This is a genomic window from Serratia sp. N21D137, from assembly GCF_047530005.1.
Taxonomy (GTDB): Bacteria; Pseudomonadota; Gammaproteobacteria; order Enterobacterales; family Enterobacteriaceae; genus Chania; species Chania fonticola_B.
The window spans coordinates 19,378-37,716 of sequence record NZ_JBLJAJ010000039.1 but is presented as its reverse complement, the minus strand read 5'-3'; the positions used below and the strand labels follow the sequence as shown (position 1 = coordinate 37,716).

General features: G+C 55.2%; 20 protein-coding genes. 11 read left to right on the top strand and 9 right to left on the bottom strand.

Annotated features, from left to right (window positions below; all coding sequences use genetic code 11):
* The first annotated feature begins 253 nt into the window (after positions 1-253).
* A complete protein-coding gene (locus tag ACMV5H_RS22630) occupies positions 254-616 on the top strand; it encodes a glutathione binding-like protein (RefSeq protein ID WP_414822503.1) in 363 nt (120 codons plus the stop codon).
* A 23-nt stretch (positions 617-639) separates the two neighbouring features.
* Positions 640-1,365, top strand: a complete 726-nt coding sequence (locus tag ACMV5H_RS22625) for a glutamine amidotransferase (RefSeq protein WP_094982815.1) — start codon at positions 640-642, stop codon at positions 1,363-1,365.
* 62 nt (positions 1,366-1,427) lie between these two features.
* Here the strand turns inward: ACMV5H_RS22625 and orn are convergent, their stop codons facing one another.
* Complete coding sequence (gene orn / locus ACMV5H_RS22620) at positions 1,428-1,973, bottom strand: oligoribonuclease (protein WP_021182111.1); 546 nt, start codon at positions 1,971-1,973, stop codon at positions 1,428-1,430.
* 162 nt (positions 1,974-2,135) lie between these two features.
* Between orn and rsgA the strand changes: the two genes are divergently transcribed.
* The 3 genes from rsgA (at position 2,136) to mscM (ending at position 7,501) form a co-directional block, all read left to right on the top strand.
* Positions 2,136-3,185, top strand: coding sequence for a small ribosomal subunit biogenesis GTPase RsgA (gene rsgA, locus ACMV5H_RS22615; protein ID WP_021182110.1), 1,050 nt, complete (start codon positions 2,136-2,138; stop codon positions 3,183-3,185).
* A gap of 64 nt (positions 3,186-3,249) precedes the next feature.
* On the top strand, positions 3,250-4,143 hold the full coding sequence (gene asd / locus ACMV5H_RS22610) for an archaetidylserine decarboxylase (protein ID WP_021182109.1): 894 nt from the start codon (positions 3,250-3,252) through the stop codon (positions 4,141-4,143).
* Positions 4,144-4,147: 4 nt separating this feature from the next.
* Positions 4,148-7,501 (top strand): miniconductance mechanosensitive channel MscM, encoded by a 3,354-nt coding sequence (mscM, locus tag ACMV5H_RS22605; RefSeq protein ID WP_021807573.1) that lies wholly within the window; start codon positions 4,148-4,150, stop codon positions 7,499-7,501.
* Positions 7,502-7,551: 50 nt separating this feature from the next.
* Here mscM and epmA read toward each other — a convergent pair whose 3' ends face one another.
* Complete coding sequence (gene epmA / locus ACMV5H_RS22600) at positions 7,552-8,529, bottom strand: elongation factor P--(R)-beta-lysine ligase (protein ID WP_414822502.1); 978 nt, start codon at positions 8,527-8,529, stop codon at positions 7,552-7,554.
* 403 nt (positions 8,530-8,932) lie between these two features.
* Here epmA and frdA point away from each other — a divergent pair, with 403 nt between their 5' ends.
* From frdA to blc, 5 genes are all read left to right on the top strand, one after another.
* Positions 8,933-10,735: a fumarate reductase (quinol) flavoprotein subunit gene (gene frdA, locus ACMV5H_RS22595; RefSeq protein ID WP_414822501.1), complete on the top strand. Its 1,803-nt coding sequence runs from the start codon at positions 8,933-8,935 to the stop codon at positions 10,733-10,735.
* A complete protein-coding gene (locus tag ACMV5H_RS22590; protein ID WP_021182105.1) occupies positions 10,728-11,462 on the top strand; it encodes a succinate dehydrogenase/fumarate reductase iron-sulfur subunit in 735 nt (244 codons plus the stop codon). Before frdA ends, ACMV5H_RS22590 begins: the two co-directional genes overlap by 8 nt.
* 16 nt (positions 11,463-11,478) lie before the next feature.
* Positions 11,479-11,871 carry a fumarate reductase subunit FrdC gene (gene frdC, locus ACMV5H_RS22585; protein WP_021182104.1) on the top strand — a complete coding sequence of 131 codons (393 nt, stop codon included), beginning with the start codon at positions 11,479-11,481 and terminating at the stop codon, positions 11,869-11,871.
* A 12-nt stretch (positions 11,872-11,883) separates the two neighbouring features.
* Positions 11,884-12,243 (top strand): fumarate reductase subunit FrdD, encoded by a 360-nt coding sequence (gene frdD, locus ACMV5H_RS22580; protein WP_021182103.1) that lies wholly within the window; start codon positions 11,884-11,886, stop codon positions 12,241-12,243.
* A 95-nt stretch (positions 12,244-12,338) separates the two neighbouring features.
* The gene (gene blc / locus ACMV5H_RS22575; RefSeq protein ID WP_021807576.1) at positions 12,339-12,872 is read left to right on the top strand and encodes an outer membrane lipoprotein Blc; all 534 of its coding nucleotides are present in this window, start codon (positions 12,339-12,341) and stop codon (positions 12,870-12,872) included.
* Here blc and sugE read toward each other — a convergent pair.
* The 4 genes from sugE to efp form a co-directional block, all read right to left on the bottom strand.
* Positions 12,866-13,183: a quaternary ammonium compound efflux SMR transporter SugE gene (sugE, locus tag ACMV5H_RS22570; RefSeq protein ID WP_021182101.1), complete on the bottom strand. Its 318-nt coding sequence runs from the start codon at positions 13,181-13,183 to the stop codon at positions 12,866-12,868. The genes blc and sugE overlap by 7 nt on opposite strands.
* A gap of 170 nt (positions 13,184-13,353) precedes the next feature.
* Positions 13,354-13,485 carry an entericidin A/B family lipoprotein gene (locus ACMV5H_RS22565; protein WP_021807577.1) on the bottom strand — a complete coding sequence of 44 codons (132 nt, stop codon included), beginning with the start codon at positions 13,483-13,485 and terminating at the stop codon, positions 13,354-13,356.
* A gap of 120 nt (positions 13,486-13,605) precedes the next feature.
* A complete protein-coding gene (locus tag ACMV5H_RS22560; protein WP_179253911.1) occupies positions 13,606-13,737 on the bottom strand; it encodes an entericidin A/B family lipoprotein in 132 nt (43 codons plus the stop codon).
* A 69-nt stretch (positions 13,738-13,806) separates the two neighbouring features.
* Positions 13,807-14,373: an elongation factor P gene (gene efp, locus ACMV5H_RS22555; protein ID WP_024484772.1), complete on the bottom strand. Its 567-nt coding sequence runs from the start codon at positions 14,371-14,373 to the stop codon at positions 13,807-13,809.
* A 42-nt stretch (positions 14,374-14,415) separates the two neighbouring features.
* Between efp and epmB the strand changes: the two genes are divergently transcribed.
* Entirely contained in the window at positions 14,416-15,444 is a 1,029-nt protein-coding gene (epmB, locus tag ACMV5H_RS22550) for an EF-P beta-lysylation protein EpmB (RefSeq protein ID WP_179248732.1), read from the top strand.
* Positions 15,445-15,518: 74 nt separating this feature from the next.
* On the opposite strand, the gene ACMV5H_RS22545 is transcribed toward epmB, so the two are convergent.
* From ACMV5H_RS22545 to ACMV5H_RS22535, 3 genes are all read right to left on the bottom strand, one after another.
* Entirely contained in the window at positions 15,519-15,863 is a 345-nt protein-coding gene (locus ACMV5H_RS22545) for a DUF4156 domain-containing protein (protein ID WP_024484770.1), read from the bottom strand.
* Between the two features lie 303 nt (positions 15,864-16,166).
* The gene (gene groL / locus ACMV5H_RS22540; RefSeq protein ID WP_021807582.1) at positions 16,167-17,813 is read right to left on the bottom strand and encodes a chaperonin GroEL; all 1,647 of its coding nucleotides are present in this window, start codon (positions 17,811-17,813) and stop codon (positions 16,167-16,169) included.
* A 48-nt stretch (positions 17,814-17,861) separates the two neighbouring features.
* Positions 17,862-18,155, bottom strand: coding sequence for a co-chaperone GroES (locus ACMV5H_RS22535; RefSeq protein ID WP_004952634.1), 294 nt, complete (start codon positions 18,153-18,155; stop codon positions 17,862-17,864).
* Between the last annotated feature and the right edge of the window lie 184 nt (positions 18,156-18,339).

Sequence of the window (18,339 nt, the reverse complement as noted above, 5' to 3'; positions counted from 1 at the left end):
AGAACCGCTCTTTCTGAGTCAGATGTTTTCCCTGCATGCAACAGGCTCTCCAGTAGGGCCAGAGCGGTGATTTTATCCGGGTCTGGCCAGTGGGTCACTTTGTTGCGTTTCGAGTGGGAATGGGGCCCATATCCCGGTGATCGACCTGGATCGGCAGGTTGTCTGGGAATCTCACACCATCCTGCGCTTCCTTGCTGCCGGTAGTCATTTTTGGCTTGATGATCCGCGAAAACGGGCCCATGTGGAATGCTGGATGGACTGGTGCCAAACCACCTTGGAACCGGATCTGATGATGGGGGTTTTTTGGGGGCTGATCCGCACCCCTGAGGCCGAACGGGACTGGCCAACTCTCCATGACAAGGTGGCCCGCTGTTCTCGTCATTTCCAGGTGCTGGAGACAATACTAAGCCGACAACCTTTTTTAAGCGGGGACAGTTTTGGCCTGGCTGATATTCCCACCGGGGCCACCTTGTATCGCTATTTTTCGTTGGATATCGAACGCCCGCCGCTCCCTGCCGTGGAGGCTTGGTATCAACGGTTACAAAGCCGCCCAGCCTATCGCGAGCATGTGATGGTTCCCTACGATGATTTACGTGGGCAGCGCATTCGTCTGTAAGGTTTCCCCAAAAAGATAATGATATGAAAACAATCGCTAAACCGGCATCTTTGCCAGTACTCATCGTTTTACACCGGGAGCAATCCGCTCCCGGGCGTGTTGGTCAGTTGCTGCTACAACGGGGCTATTCCCTTGATATTCGCCGCCCACCGCTCGATGATCCGTTACCCGATACACTCGCCAAGCACAGCGGTGCGATCGTCTTTGGTGGCCCCATGAGTGCAAATGACAATACAGACTGGGTTAAGCGCGAAATTGAATGGATAGGAGTCCCCCTGCGTGAAGACGTTCCTTTTTTAGGCATTTGCCTTGGCGCACAGATGATGGTTCGTCATCTCGGGGGCCGGGTGATGGCCAGAGACGATGGACGAGTCGAGATTGGTTACTGGCCCATTTACCCAACCCGGCCAGGTCGAAAGCTAGGTGTTTGGCCGACACATGTTTATCAATGGCATAGCGAGGGATTCGACACTGTCGAAGGCATGGAGCTTCTTGCAACAGGTGAGCAATTTTGTCATCAGGCCATACGTTACGGCAGGCAGGCATATGGCGTACAATTCCACCCCGAGGTCAGCTACCAGACCATGCAACGCTGGGGTAGGGCTGCCGAACATAAATTAAGCCAGCCAGGGGCACAGTCCCTGGCCGAACAGCAACTCAACGGGCAAAGGTATGACCGTGAGGGTATTGCCTGGTTAAGCGCCTTTCTGGATATGTGGCTACGGCCAAACGATAGGAAAAATGATTAACCGCGCAATAGAAAAGGGGGCGAGGATTACTCCTCCGCCCCCTTTTATGAACCTGCTCCCGGCTACAGCTGAATAAAATGCTCGCGGTAGTACGCCAGTTCCGCAACGGATTCGCGGATATCATCCAACGCCTGATGGGTACCCTGCTTCTTGAAGCCTGGCAGGATTTCCGGTTTCCAGCGGCGTGCCAGCTCTTTCAGGGTGCTGACATCCAGATAACGGTAATGGAAGTAGGCCTCCAGCAGCGGCATATAGCGGAACAGGAAACGGCGATCCTGACCAACGCTGTTGCCACAGATAGGTGATTTACCTGCTGGCACCCACGCTTGCAGGAAAGCGATAGTCGCCAGCTCGGCGGCACGATCGTCATGCTTGCTGGCTTTAACGCGCTCCACCAGCCCACTGCCGGTATGCGTACGCACATTCCAGTCATCCATTCGCGCCAGTTGCTCATCTGATTGATGCACCGCGATCACCGGTCCTTCGGCAAGGATATTCAAATTGGCATCGGTCACCAATGTCGCGATCTCGATAATACGATCGCGTTCAGGGTCCAACCCGGTCATCTCCAGATCGATCCAAATCAGGTTGTTTTCGTTTCCTGTCATGATTTTTCCTGCGTAAAAGCCGAAAGATAAACAAACCACGGGCAAACCCGCGGCTAATGCCAGCGTGCGTGGCGGTCAAGAACGGTTATTTAATATAAAATAGCGTGTATCATAGCCTTTTTGCTCGCCCCGAGCGATAAATGCCGATTCAAGTGAGGCTCAGTGAGTAAGAACAAACTGTCCAAAGGTCAAGAACGCCGCGTACAGGCCAACCATCAGCGTCGCCTGAAGCGTACTGACAACAAGCCGGAGCTGGATGATTCCCAATTGGGCGAACCGCAAGACGGGATCGTCATCAGCCGCTTTGGCATGCATGCCGACGTGGAAGCCGCAGACGGCGTCCAGCATCGCTGCAACATTCGCCGCACCCTACGTTCGCTGGTTACCGGCGATCGCGTGGTCTGGCGCCCTGGCGTAGGCACTCATGCGGGGGTCAAAGGCATCGTAGAAGCGGTGCATGAACGCACCTCGGTGCTGAACCGCCCTGATTTCTACGACGGCGTTAAACCTATCGCCGCCAATATCGATCAGATCGTCATCGTGTCGGCCATTTTGCCCGAACTTTCTCTCAACATGATCGATCGCTACCTGGTCGCCTGCGAAACGCTGCAAGTCGAGCCGCTGATCGTGCTCAACAAAATCGACCTGCTGGACGCCGCAGCGCGTAAGGTGGTCGACGGGATGATGGACATCTATCGCCATATTGGCTACCGCGTTCTCGAAGTGTCCAGCCAGACCCGCGAAGGGATGGAAGCCTTTGAACAGGCGCTGGTCGACCGTATCAGCATCTTTGCCGGGCAGTCCGGCGTGGGCAAATCCAGCCTGTTGAACGCCCTGCTGCCGCAGACGGAAAAGCAAATTCTGGTAAATCAGGTTTCCGATGTCTCCGGCCTGGGGCAACATACCACCACGGCGGCGAGGTTGTATCACTTCCAACATGGCGGTGATGTTATTGACTCCCCCGGCGTGCGTGAATTTGGTCTGTGGCATCTGGAGCCAGAGCAGGTCACCCAGGCCTATGTCGAATTCCGCGACTATTTGGGCGGTTGTAAATTCCGTGACTGCCGCCACGACACCGATCCGGGCTGCGCCATTCGCGCCGCGATGGAAAGTGGCGCGATAGCCAAAGAGCGTTTCGACAACTATCACCGCATCCTGGAAAGCATGGCGCAGGTTAAAACCCGCAAAAACTTCCCGGACGCAGATAACTGATCCACAGTGCGGGGGTTGCGCTCATCGCCACCCTCGCCCTTATATCCCCTTTCAAGAGGTTAATGTGCTGGATAGCATCAAGATTAAATTACAGTATTGGCTGCCAAAGCTGGCGTTAACCCGCCTGGCGGGCTGGGGCGCAGATAAAAAGGCCGGTTGGCTGACAAAGCTGGTGGTAAAAGCGTTTGCCCGCTATTACCGCGTGCAGATGCAGGAAGCACAGAACCCGGATTTAGCCTCCTATGCCACGTTCAATGAATTCTTCGTTCGTCCATTACGTGATGGCGCACGCCCGATCGTAGCGGAGCCTCACGTGCTGGCACTGCCAGCAGATGGTGCCATCAGCCAGCTCGGTGCGATCCGCGACGATCAGATTTTCCAGGCCAAAGGCCATAATTACACGCTGGAAGCCCTACTGGCCGGTAACTATCTGTTGGCGGAGCCTTTCCGTAACGGCCTGTTCGCCACCACCTATTTGGCCCCAAGCGACTATCACCGTGTCCATATGCCATGTGACGGCGTACTGCGCGAAATGATCTACGTGCCGGGCGATCTGTTCTCGGTCAATCCGCTAACTGCCGCCAACGTGCCGAATCTGTTTGCGCGCAATGAGCGTGTGATCTGCGTATTCGATACCGCCTTTGGGCCGATGGTGCAGATCCTGGTCGGCGCGACTATTGTGGGCAGCATCGAAACCGTCTGGGCCGGTACCGTAACGCCCCCCCGCGAAGGCATCATCCGCCGCTGGACCTATCCAGCCGAAGGCATGGAAGGCGCGATCCAACTGGTCAAAGGTGAAGAGATGGGCCGCTTCAAACTCGGTTCCACGGTCATCAACCTGTTCACGCCTGGCAGCGTACAGTTCGCACCGCACCTGAACAACGGCACCGTAACCCGGATGGGCCAGGCTTTTGCTGAAGCCGCAGCCGCGCCAGAAGCCACCTTCGAAGGGAATTGATGCTGTGCGCCTGATTATCGCTTTATTGCTCAGCCTGCTACTGATCCAGCCGGCTCTCGCCGCCGCGATCCCCAACGAGTCCCAGTTACGGCAAGAACTGAAGCTGGCCGAGGGCAATAAAAACGCGCCTAATCAGGCGGAAACGGTTGAGGCGCTGCAAAGCGCCATCAACTGGCTCACCGAACGCAAAGAGTCGCAGAACAATTCCCAGCAGTATCAGCGAGTGATCGACGATTTCCCGAAGATGACGCAGGAACTGCGCCGCCAGCTTACCCTCGAAGAAACCAAAATCCTGCCCAACGGTGAAAACCTGCCCGCCAGCGATCTGGAACAGTTAATCCTGCAAACCAGCAGCCAACTGCTGGAACAGGCCCGCCTGTTGCAACAGGAGCAGGACCGGACACGCGAGATCAGCGACTCTCTCAGCCAACTGCCACAGCAACAAACCGAAGCTCGGCGCGCATTAACGGAAGTTCAGCGCCGCCTACAGGCTCAGGGCAATAACCAAACCACACCGTTGGCACTGGCGCAGCTTGCTCTGTTACAGGCAGAAGCGGCGGCACGTAAAGCGAAAGTGGATGAGCTGGATCTGGCTCAACTCTCGGCCAATAACCGCCAGGAACTGGCGCGGATGCGTGCCGATGTCTACAAAACGCGGCATGAAAAAATTGATGTCCAGTTACAGGCGCTGCGTAACAACCTCAACAGCCAACGCCAGCGGGAAGCGGAACGGGCGCTGGAAAAAACCGAGCAATTGGCCGAACAGAATGGCGATTTACCCGCCAGCCTGCGCAAGCAGCTGCAAATCAACCGTGAACTTTCTGCTGCGCTGAACGATCAGGCACAACAGATGGATCTGATCTCTTCCCAACAGCGCCAGGCCGCCGCACAAACGCTGCAGGTACGCCAGGCATTGAGCACCATCATTGAGCAGTCCCAATGGTTGAGCGCCTCTACTGCACTGGGGGAAACCCTGCGCGCCCAGGTCGCCATCTTGCCTGAAATGCCAAAACCCCGGCAGTTGGACAGCGCCATGGCCGATCTGCGCGTTCAACGCCTGAATTTTGAAAACCAGCTGGAGAGCCTGCCTCAGCGAGCTAAAGAGCTTAAACAAGACGACGGTAGCCCCCTGACCAGCGCCCAGCAGCGTATCGTCGATGCCCAGCTACGCACCCAGCGTGAGCTACTGAATTCGCTGCTTTCCGGCTGCGATACCCAGATCCTTGAGCTGACCAAGCTGAAGGTGGCCAACACCCAGTTGGTCGATGCGCTGAACGAAATTCAGGATGCAGCGCACCGTTACCTGTTCTGGGTACCAGACGTCAGCCCCATCACCCTGTCGTATCCGCTCAATGTGGCACAAGATCTGACCCGTGTACTGTCACTGGATACTCTGACGCAGCTCAGCGGCGCTTTCGTGATGATGGTCACTAGCCGGGAAACCTTGATCCCGCTGTTTGGTGCGGTGCTGTTGGTGATTTTCAGCATCAGTTCGCGCAAGCATTACCATGCGTTCCTGGCACGGGCCAGCAGTAGAGTAGGCAAGGTCACGCAAGATGAATTCCTGCTGACGCTGCGTACCGTATTTTGGTCAATCCTGGTGGCCTTGCCGCTGCCGGTCTTGTGGGCAGCGCTGGGCTTCGGCTTGCAGAATGCCTGGCCGTATCCGGTTGCTGTCGCAATTGGTGAGGGCGTCACCGCCACGCTGCCAGTGTTGTGGATCTGTATGATCAGCGCCGCCTTCGCCCATCCGCAGGGGTTGTTCATCGTGCATTTCGGCTGGCCGGTGAAGCAGGTTTCCCGCGCCATGCGTTATTACCAGATGTCGATCTGGCTGATCGTGCCGTTGATTATGGCGCTGATCACCTTCGACAATCTCAACGATCGCGAATTTGCCAATACCCTTGGCCGCCTGTGCTTCATTCTGCTCTGTCTGGCGCTGGCGCTGGTCACCAACAGCTTGAAGCGGGCCGGTATTCCACTGTATCTGGATAACAAAGGCTCCGGTGAAAATCTGATTAACACCGCGTTGTGGGGGCTGTTGCTTTCCGCACCGCTGATTGCTGCGCTGGCTTCCACCGTCGGCTATCTGACCACAGCACAGAAGCTGCTGGCACGCCTGGAGACCTCGGTTGCCATCTGGTTCCTGCTGTTGGTGATTTACCACATTATCCGCCGCTGGATGCTGATCCAACGGCGCCGCATCGCCTTTGATCGTGCCAAACAGCGCCGTGCCGATATCCTGGCGCAGCGTGCCAAAGGCGAAGAAGAATCCACACATACCCCTAACAGCATCGAAGGTGCAATTGAGGTAGATGAAACGGAAATCGATCTGGATGCCATCAGCGCCCAGTCGCTGAGGTTGGTGCGTTCGATCCTGACGATGGTGGCACTGGTCTCATTGATCGTCCTGTGGTCAGAGATCCACTCGGCCTTCGGCTTCCTGGAAAATATCAAGCTCTGGGATGTCAATTCCACGGTGAATGGCATCGATATCGCTCAGCCGATCACCTTGGGGGCGCTGCTGATCGCCATCCTGGTGCTGATCGTCACCATGCAGCTGGTGCGTAACCTGCCAGCATTGCTCGAGTTGGCGGTGTTGCAGCACCTGGATCTGACGCCTGGCACCGGCTACGCCATTACCACCATCACCAAGTATCTGTTGCTGCTGTTCGGGGCGATCCTCAGTTTTTCCTGGATCGGTATCGAGTGGTCGAAACTGCAATGGGTGGTCACCGCGCTCAGCGTGGGCTTGGGCTTTGGTATGCAGGAGATCTTCTCCAACTTTATTTCAGGCCTGATCATTCTGTTTGAAAAACCGATCCGCATCGGCGATACGGTGACAATCCGTAACCTGACGGGCACGGTTACCAAGATCAATACCCGTGCCACTACCATTTCAGACTGGGACCGCAAAGAGATTATCGTGCCTAACAAGGCCTTTATCACCGAGCAGTTTATCAACTGGTCGCTGTCCGACACGCTGACCCGTGTGGTGTTGACCGTACCGGCACCGGCAGAGGCGAATACGGAAGAGGTGACCAAGATCCTGATCAACTCGGCCGAACGTTGCTCACTGGTGCTGGATAACCCAACACCGGAAGCCTATCTGGTCGATCTGCAACAGGGTATTCAGATCTTCGAACTGCGTATCTACGCCGCCGAAATGGGCCACCGCATGCCGTTACGCCATGAGATCCACCAGTTGATCCTGGCGGGTTACCGTGAACACGGCATCACGCTGCCATACCCACCTTTCCAGGTTCGCACCGAGACGCTGTCGCGCATGACCAGTAATGGCCGCACACCGCCTTCAACTCCACCGCGCAACACGCGCCGCGAGTCGGGCGGGCTATAAAAGCAAAAAGGGTTCGGCAAGCCGAACCCTTTTTCATTGAGGCAAAAACGTTATGCCCAGCTGACCGGAAACGCGATCACTTCGCTCAGGCTTTCGGCTCCCAACGCCAACATCACCAAACGATCGACGCCCAATGCCACGCCCGCACACTCCGGCATACCATGCTTCAGGGCATCCAGCAGGTTGTTATCAATCGGGTGCTCCGGCAAGCCACGCGCCACGCGTTTACGATTGTCCTGCGTAAAGCGCTGGCGCTGCTCATCGCCGTCGGTCAACTCGCGGAAACCATTCGCCAACTCAAGACCTTTGAAATAGACCTCGAACCGCTCTGCGACACGGTGATCTTCGGTGCTGATTTCTGCCAACGAGGCCTGTGAGGCCGGGAAGTGGTAAACGAATGCCGGTTTATCACGGCCGATATGGGGTTCGACGCCCACGGTAAACAGCAGTTGCAGCAGGGTATCGCGGTCTTCTTCCGTATCGGCAATGTTGCTCAGATCGAGCTTGGCCGCAGCCTCACGCAGCTGTGCCTTCTCCGCCGACAGCGGATCGAGATCCAGATGGCGCAGGAACGCCTGCTGATAGGACAGGGTTTCGGCGCTGTCGCAATCCAGTACCTGTTGCAGCAGATCGTCCACCTCATTCATCAGGCGATACATATCATAGTGCGGGCGATACCATTCCAGCATGGTGAATTCAGGGTTGTGATGCCGCCCCGCTTCTTCATTACGGAAGCTGCGCCCCAGCTGATAGATCGGGCCGCTCCCTGCCGCCAGCAGACGCTTCATGTGGTATTCCGGGCTGGTCATCATGTACAGCGTCAGGCCATCTGCCGCGCCCGGGCCGACGAAACGCGTCTGGAACGGGACCAGGTGGATGTCGGTGACTGTCGCCTGGCTCATCGCCGGGGTCTCCACCTCCAATACGCCACGATCGGCAAAGAAACGCCGGATCTCAGCCAGTATCGCTGCGCGCTTCAACAAATTGGCGATGGGTGCACTTGGCTGCCAGCTTGCCGTTTCGCTCATGGTAATTACTCCGAAATCAAACAGGGGGTGCAGTCTACTCGCATCCTCTCAAGCAAACAAATTCTTGGCTATTGTGTGCGCTGGTCTACATTAAAATCATAAAAAACATATAAGCCATATAAACCACCGACAATCGCGCGAATCAAAGACAAAGGCGAGGCAACACCTTATTTTTGCAGGAATGCCTCTTGCGTAACGGTTAAAAGGCAAAACAATCGATCACATCAAATTTCTACTACTTAACTTTAGGTATAGTGATAACCCTATATTCGGTAGCAGTTATCTATCCTTAGTGTTTAGTTTTAAAAGTCACTGAATTTAGCTTAGCACCCGAAGCACCTTTATAAATATTAAGCATAGATTAATTAAATTGTCGTTTTAACGAGAACATTGGAGGAGTGCAGTGCAAACCTTTAACGCCGACCTAGCCATCATTGGTGCCGGGGGAGCTGGTTTACGGGCCGCTATAGCCGCCGCGGAAGCCAACCCCCAACTGAAAATCGCGCTGATATCTAAAGTATATCCAATGCGTAGCCACACGGTAGCCGCCGAAGGGGGCTCCGCCGCAGTCACTCAGGATCACGACAGCTACGACTATCACTTCCAGGACACCGTAGCCGGTGGCGACTGGCTGTGTGAGCAGGACGTGGTCGATCACTTTGTTCACAGCTGCCCACGTGAAATGGCCCAGTTGGAGCAATGGGGTTGCCCGTGGAGCCGTAAGCCAGACGGTTCGGTCAACGTGCGCCGCTTTGGTGGCATGAAGATTGAACGTACCTGGTTTGCCGCCGATAAAACCGGCTTCCACATGCTACACACCCTGTTCCAGACTTCGCTGAAGTATCCGCAAATCCAACGTTTCGATGAGCACTTCGTGTTGGACGTGCTGGTAGATGATGGCCAGGCGCGCGGCGTAGTTGCCATGAACATGATGGAAGGCACCCGCGTGCAGATCCGTGCCAACGCCGTCATCATGGCCACCGGCGGTGCAGGCCGTGTTTATCGCTATAACACCAACGGCGGCATCGTCACCGGCGACGGTATGGGGATGGCGTTCCACCACGGCGTGCCACTGCGCGATATGGAGTTTGTGCAATATCACCCAACCGGCCTGCCAGGTTCAGGCATCCTGATGACCGAAGGCTGCCGCGGTGAAGGCGGTATTCTGGTTAACAAAGACGGCTACCGCTACCTGCAAGACTACGGTATGGGCCCGGAAACCCCGCTGGGCGAGCCAAGAAACAAATATATGGAGCTGGGCCCGCGTGACAAAGTGTCGCAGGCTTTCTGGCATGAATGGCGTGCTGGCCGCACCATCGCCACCCCACGTGGCGACGTGGTCTATCTGGATCTGCGCCATCTGGGCGAGAAGAAACTGCTGGAGCGTCTGCCGTTCATCTGTGAACTGTCGAAAGCCTACGTGGGTGTCGATCCCGTTAAGGATCCAATCCCGGTCCGTCCAACCGCGCACTACACCATGGGCGGTATCGAAACCGATCAAAACTGTGAAACCCGCATCAAAGGCCTGTTCGCCGTCGGCGAATGTTCCTCGGTTGGCCTGCACGGCGCGAACCGCCTGGGTTCCAACTCGCTGGCTGAGCTGGTGGTGTTTGGGCGTGTGGCAGGTGAACACGCAGCCCGCTGCGCGCTGGAAAGTGGCCCGGCCAACGGCAGCGCTTTGGAAGCACAAGGCCGCGACGTGGAAACCCGCCTCAGCAATCTGATGAAGCAAGAAGGTAGCGAGAACTGGTCGAAGATCCGCGATGAAATGGGCCTGTCGATGGAAGAAGGCTGTGGTATCTACCGTACGCCGGAGCTGATGCAGAAAACCATCGATAAGCTGGCGGAGCTGAAAGAGCGCTTCAAGCGCGTCAAAATTACCGACAACTCCAGCGTGTTCAACACCGATCTGCTGTACACCATCGAGCTGGGCTATGGCCTGGACGTTGCCGAATGTATGGCGCACTCGGCCTTCAACCGTAAAGAATCGCGCGGCGCGCACCAGCGTCTCGACGAAGGTTGCACCGAGCGTGACGACGTGAACTTCCTGAAACATACGCTGGCGTTCCATAACCCGAACGGTGCACCACGCCTGGAGTACAGCGACGTGAAAATTACCAAACTGCCACCGGCCCAGCGTGTTTATGGCGCCGCAGCCGAAGCGCAGGACAAAGAGAGAAAGGATAAGGAGCAGGCGAATGGCTGAGCTGAAAACCCTGAAAATCGAGGTCATGCGCTATAACCCGGAACGCGACGCCGAGCCGCATTTCGAGACCTTCAGCGTACCTTACGATGAGCAGACTTCGCTGCTGGACGCACTGGGTTATATCAAAGATAACCTGGCGCCAGACCTGTCCTACCGCTGGTCGTGCCGTATGGCCATCTGTGGCTCTTGCGGCATGATGGTCAACCGCGTGCCTAAGCTGGCCTGTAAAACCTTCCTGCGTGAATATACCGATGGCATGAAGGTTGAGGCGTTGGGCAACTTCCCGATCGAGCGCGATCTGGTGGTGGATATGACCCACTTTATCGAGAGCCTGGAAGCGATTAAGCCTTACATCATCGGCAACGATCGCAAGCCGGAAGATGGCCCGAACGTGCAGACCCCGGCGCAAATGGCGAAGTATCACCAGTTCTCCGGCTGCATCAACTGTGGCCTGTGCTATGCCGCTTGCCCACAGTTCGGCCTGAATCCGGAATTCATCGGCCCGGCAGCGATTACGCTGGCGCACCGTTATAACCTGGATAACCGCGACCACGGCAAGAAACAGCGTATGCCGCTGCTTAACGGCCAGAACGGTGTCTGGTCCTGTACGTTTGTTGGCTACTGCTCTGAAGTCTGTCCAAAACACGTCGACCCGGCCGCTGCGATCCAGCAGGGCAAGGTAGAGAGTGCCAAAGACTTCATGATCGCAATGCTGAAACCGCAATAAGGGAGGGGAGACAGCAATGACAACACAACGTAAGCCCTATGTGCGTACCATGACGCCAACCTGGTGGCAAAAGCTGGGTTTCTACCGTTTCTACATGCTGCGTGAAGGCACTTCGGTGCTGGCGGTGTGGTTCAGCATCGTGCTGATCTACGGCGTCTTTGCCCTGAAGGGTGGCCCTGAAAGCTGGGCCGGGTTTGTCGGCTTTCTGCAAAACCCGCTGGTGCTGCTGATTAACATCATCGCCCTGCTGGCCGCCGCACTGCATACTAAAACCTGGTTCGATCTGGCACCGAAAGCCGCCAACATCGTCGTCAACAGCGAGAAAATGGGGCCGGAGCCAATCGTTAAGGCGCTGTGGGCAGTGACGATCGTCGTCACCGTGATCATTCTCGCCGTAGCGTTACTGTAATCCGGAGGAAACATGATAAATCAATCACCTAAACGCTCTGACGAGCCGGTTTTCTGGGGATTATTTGGCGCTGGCGGTATGTGGGGAGCGATCGTTGCTCCAGCTATCGTGCTGCTGGTCGGCATCCTGTTGCCACTCGGCCTGTTCCCTGGCGAAGCTTTAGGTTATGAGCGCGTCCTGGCGTTTTGCCAAAGCTGGATCGGCCGCCTGTTCCTGCTGCTAATGATCATTTTGCCATTATGGTGCGGGCTACACCGTATCCACCATGCCATGCACGATCTGAAAATCCACGTGCCTGCAGGTAAATGGGTGTTCTACGGCCTGGCTGCCATCCTGAGCGTCGTTACCCTGATCGGGGTCGTCACGCTGTAAGACCTCTGGCGGCCAACTCCCGTTGGCCGCCTATTCCGCTACTCCCACTCTTTCGACTACACTGTTTATCTGTAACTGAAAAACAGGAGTCACTCATGCGTTTTTGGTCAAAGCTTTGCGTCATTTTATCCGCCCTCGCTTCCGTTGCCTGTAGCGTGACACCCCCGAAGGACGTCAAGGTCATAGATAACTTCGATAGCAAACGCTATCTGGGCACCTGGTATGAAATCGCGCGTCTGGATCATCGCTTTGAACGAGGTCTGGAGCAGGTTACGGCCAATTACAGCCCGCGTACAGACGGCGGTCTGAAGGTGATTAACCGGGGTTTCGATAGCAAAAAACAGCAGTGGCAGGAGAGCGAAGGCAAGGCGTACTTTATCGGTTCGCCGCAGACGGCCTCGCTGAAAGTCTCATTCTTCGGCCCTTTCTATGGCGGCTATAACGTCATCGAACTCGATCCGGAGTACCGCTATGCGCTGGTTAGTGGCCCAAACCGCGACTATCTGTGGATATTGTCGCGCACGCCGACGTTGGAAGCCGCCACGCGCGACAGACTGGTGCAGATTGCCAAGGGCTACGGTTTTGATACCGAAGCGTTAATCTGGGTCAATCAGCAGCCCACTCATTGACTGCTGAATTTTAGCCCCAGGATCCCGGCCACGATCAGGCACAGGCTGAGAATACGCATGATGTTGGTCGACTCACCGAGCAGCACCATGCCCATTACCGCCGCGCCCACCGCCCCAATCCCGGTCCACACGGCGTAAGCCGTGCCCGCAGGCAACGTTTTCATGGCGTGCGCCAGCAACACCATGCTCACCACCATCGCAGCGACGGTAATCAAACTGGGGGTCAAACGGGTAAAACCGTGGGTATATTTCAGGCCAATAGCCCAGACGACCTCTAACAGGCCCGCAAAAAGCAAAATGATCCATGCCATGACACTGGCTCCAGAACTTATGGGGTCGTCCCCAGACAACAGAAGCGCAGGCGGGTCGTCCCACTTGGCTGATTGAAGACGTGGATTATAGCAAACAAGAGAATTAAATGGGTATTCCACGGAAGGGAAAATCAAGCGCTGCCGTGGAATACCGTTGAACCCAAAGGAATTTACTGTGCGCTACGCTGGATCGCCTGACCACCAGCTTCAACATCTTTGCCCACACCTTCGGTAGTATTACAGCCCACCAGCGATGACAGGATCAACAAGGAAAAAATGGCGAAAATAGTTTTCTTCAGCATAAGATTACCCTTATTCGTTATTAGTGAAAAAGTGTAGCTCTCTAAGCGTAGTAAAAATCAGGAGGGTTGCCGGAATAAACGGATTTTTCTGCATTATCCGATTAATGGCGCTAATCGGTATCAGCTGGCACTGCGGGAAATCGCGCCGCCTAAGTGTTGAACGTCTTCACCAAAACCACGGAAGGTATTACAGCCGCTGAGGGACATCAGCAACAACAGAGAGAGCACGGCCAACAGCGTTTTCTTCATCATGCGGTTCTGCCAACGTGTTACGGGAAGGGATAACACAGAGGAACCACGGGGGTTCCTCTGTGTTGAAACTTATTTAACGCGGGAGACGTATTCGCCAGAGCGGGTGTCAACCTTGATCACTTCGCCAATCTGCACGAACAATGGCACTTTAACTACAGCGCCGGTGCTCAGGGTAGCTGGCTTGCCGCCGGTACCTGCGGTGTCGCCTTTCAGGCCTGGATCGGTATCAGTGATTTCTGCTTCGATAAAGTTCGGTGGCAGAACAGCGATAGGACGGCCATCCCACAGGGTGACGATACATTCCGCATTGTCCTGCAGCCATTTCGCTACGTCAGAAACGGTTTTCTCTTCAACCTGATGCTGTTCAAAAGTCTCAGGGTGCATGAAGTGGTAGAACTCACCGTCGTTGTACAGGTAGTTCATGTTGGTATCTACCACGTCCGCGCCTTCGCAAGAGTCGGTAGACTTAAAGGTTTTCTCAACGCGGGTGCCGGTCAGCAGGCGACGCATTTTTACACGCGCAAAAGCCTGGCCTTTACCTGGTTTGACGAACTCGCTGGATTCGACAGCGTAAGGTTCGCCTTCGAACATGATTTTAAGACCCGGACGGAAATCGTTGCTAGAATAAGTCGCCATGATGGCCCTCTGAAAATTTAAACTGGTAGCTTAGCCAAAAAAATGGCACACATTATAACCCAAAACACGGCGCATAGAGAAGATTGGTTGCATCAACTCGCCGATGTTATTACCGACCCAGATGAATTACTGCAGCTTCTGTCACTAAATACGCACCCGGAACTGCCACAGGGGCGCGATGCACGCCGCCTGTTTGCGCTACGCGTGCCACGAGCCTTTGCCGCGCGTATGCAACCCGGTGATGCCAATGACCCGCTGCTGCGCCAGGTACTCACCGCCAGCGCAGAATTCATCGACGCCCCAGGCTTCACGACCGATCCGCTGGATGAACAGCGCAGCGTGGTGCCGGGGTTACTGCACAAGTATCGCAACCGTGCCCTGCTGTTGGTAAAAGGCGGCTGTGCGGTTAACTGCCGCTACTGTTTCCGCCGTCATTTCCCCTATCAGGAGAACCAGGGCAACAAGGCAAACTGGCTTCAAGCGTTGGAGTATATCCGTCAACACCCGGAACTGGATGAAATTATTTTCTCCGGGGGCGATCCGCTGATGGCCAAAGACCATGAACTGGATTGGCTGATCGGGGAACTGGAGGCCATCCCACACCTCAAACGCCTGCGTATTCATACCCGCTTGCCGGTGGTGATCCCTGCCCGCATCACCGCCACGCTGTGCCAACGCTTCTCGGCATCGCGCCTGCAGGTGCTGATGGTCACCCATATCAATCATGCCAACGAGATTGACCCACCGCTGCGTGCCAGTATGGCACAGTTGCGTAGCGCCGGAGTGACGCTGCTGAACCAGAGTGTGCTGCTACGGGGGATCAATGATGACGCGGATACGTTGGCAACGCTGAGTAACGCCCTGTTTGATGCGGGTATCCTGCCCTACTACCTCCACGTGTTGGATAAGGTACAGGGCGCGGCCCACTTTATGGTCAGCGACGACGAGGCTCGTGCGATCGTGAAAAGTTTGCTGAGCAAGGTTTCCGGCTATCTGGTACCCCGTCTGACCCGTGAAGTCGGCGGCGAACCCAGCAAAACACCGTTGGATCTACGCCTGACGCAAAGCTAAGTGGCCTACATGAATGCAAAAAGAGGAATGCCTAGGCATTCCTCTTTTGTTTTATACGGGTGCTTATGCCAGCGTTATGGGCACTTATACACCTGGCCGATCATTTTGCTGTCCAGCGGTGCAAAACTTGAAAGCAGGTTCTGGCTTGGGCTGGTCGCACCGTAAATCACGTTGCCGCCCATTGCTGCTGCCTTGTTGCGCAGATCGTTAGCCGCGCCGCGCATAGAGCTGCCCTCACCACCGCTCCCCGACAGCCAGTTGCTCTGAGTGCCGGTGACTTCGCCTACCAACTGGCATTCTGCTGCGGGCTTGGTGTCGGTAAATTTGACCTGTTGACCTGCGGCGGTCAGTTCATTGGTGCTGCTGCACCCTGCCAGCAGCAGCGCTGCCGATAGACCCAGTAAGGCTTTAATCCGCATCTTGTTCCCCATATGATGTTGAGAATTACGCAAAAGCTTATCAGAAAGCGTTGCCATCTCTTAAGCATCCGTTGCCACCGGCCACAGGTGCCTGGTCAACGTCTTGAGCGACAGCTGATGAACTATCAGTTTACACGCTTAATGGATACGGTCTGCAAAAATATCATCAAATTCAGCACTGACGCATCGTTAGCCGCTGACGTTGAAAAAAACGGGCACGATATTCAGCCCCACACAGAAGAAAGGAATAAAAAAACCCGGCCGAAGCCGGGTTTTGTGGTTAGCTCACAGAGGTGAGGGGAATTACATCATTCCGCCCATACCACCCATGCCGCCCATACCACCAGCGCCACCCATGTCTAACTTGTCTTCTTTCGGCAAGTCAGTGACCATGCACTCGGTGGTGATCATCAGGCCAGCTACAGAGGCCGCGTACTGCAGAGCAGAACGGGTCACTTTAGTTGGATCCAGGATACCCATCGCGATCATGTCGCCGTATTCTTCAGTGTAAGCGTTGTAGCCGAAGCTGCCTTCGCCTGCTTTCACCTTGTTGGCAATCACAGAAGCTTCTTCACCGGCGTTGATCACGATCTGACGCAGTGGAGATTCCATAGCACGCAGGGCAACTTTGATACCCACGTTCTGGTCTTCGTTATCGCCTTTCAGGCCAGCAATTTTGTCTGCTACGCGGATCAGCGCTACGCCACCGCCAGCAACCACGCCTTCTTCTACCGCAGCACGGGTAGCGTGCAGGGCATCTTCAACGCGGGCTTTCTTCTCTTTCATTTCAACTTCAGTTGCGGCGCCAACTTTGATAACGGCAACGCCGCCAGCCAGTTTAGCAACACGCTCTTGCAGTTTTTCACGATCGTAGTCAGAGGTCGCTTCTTCGATCTGCTGACGGATCTGGGAGACGCGACCCTGAATGGTGGTTTCGTCGCCCACGCCATCGATGATGATGGTGGTGTCTTTGTTGATTACGATGCGTTTTGCCTGACCCAGATCTTCCAGGGTAGCTTTTTCCAGCTCCAGACCGATCTCTTCAGAGATCACGGTACCGGCAGTCAGGGTAGCGATGTCTTGCAGCATGGCTTTACGACGGTCGCCGAAGCCAGGTGCTTTAACCGCAGCCACTTTCACGATGCCACGCATGGTGTTAACCACCAGGGTAGCCAACGCTTCGCCTTCAACATCTTCAGCAATGATCAGCAGTGGTTTGCCCGCTTTCGCAACGGCTTCCAGCACTGGCAGCATTTCACGGATGTTGGAGATTTTCTTGTCAGCCAGCAGGATGAACGGGCTTTCCAGCTCGATAGAACCGGTTTCTGGCTTGTTGATGAAGTACGGAGACAGGTAGCCGCGATCGAACTGCATACCTTCAACCACGTCCAGCTCGTCTTGCAGGCCGGTGCCTTCTTCAACGGTGATCACGCCTTCTTTGCCCACTTTCTCCATCGCTTCTGCAATCAGTTTACCCACGGTTTCGTCGGAGTTTGCAGAGATGGTGCCTACCTGAGCGATAGCTTTAGAGTCAGAGCAAGGTACAGACAGTTTTTTAAGCTCTTCAACCGCAGCGATAACCGCTTTGTCGATACCGCGCTTCAGGTCCATCGGGTTCATGCCGGCAGCCACAGCTTTCAGGCCTTCGGTGATGATGGATTGAGCCAGTACGGTTGCAGTGGTGGTACCGTCGCCCGCAGCGTCGTTCGCTTTAGAGGCAACTTCTTTCACCATTTGTGCACCCATGTTCTCGAACTTGTCTTCCAGTTCGATTTCACGAGCAACAGATACGCCATCTTTGGTGATGGTAGGAGCGCCGAAGGATTTATCCAGCACTACGTTGCGGCCTTTCGGGCCCAGAGTCACTTTTACTGCATCAGCGAGAACATTCACACCGCGGAGCATCTTCACGCGAGCGTCATTGCCGAATTTTACGTCTTTAGCTGCCATTGGTATTTCCCTTCAACTCGTTCAGTTCAGAAGATTTATAAAGCGTTATTACGCTTCAACAATTGCCAGAATGTCGCTTTCGGACATGATCAACACTTCTTCATTGTCGATCTTCTCTGCTTTCACGCCGTAACCGTCGTTGAAAATCACGATGTCGCCTACTTTCACATCCAGCGGCTGGATGTTGCCGCTTTCCAGAACACGTCCTTTACCAACGGCTACCACTTCACCACGAGTAGATTTACCCGCTGCAGAGCCAGTCAGAACGATGCCGCCAGCAGATTTTGATTCAACTTCTTTGCGCTTGACGATAACGCGGTCATGCAATGGACGAATACTCATTGAACGCTCTCCTGTAAGAAGGTTTCTATCAGATTTAGGGTTGTGCGCCAGATTATTGATACCGGCTCCGTGGGATTTGAAATGGGGGCGTTCCATCCCCCTTCAAGGGGCGGCAGCAAAAAAATTTTCGATTTGATGACCTACGGTGAACGCCACTAGCAAAAACGCGGCCAATCTCCCCCTC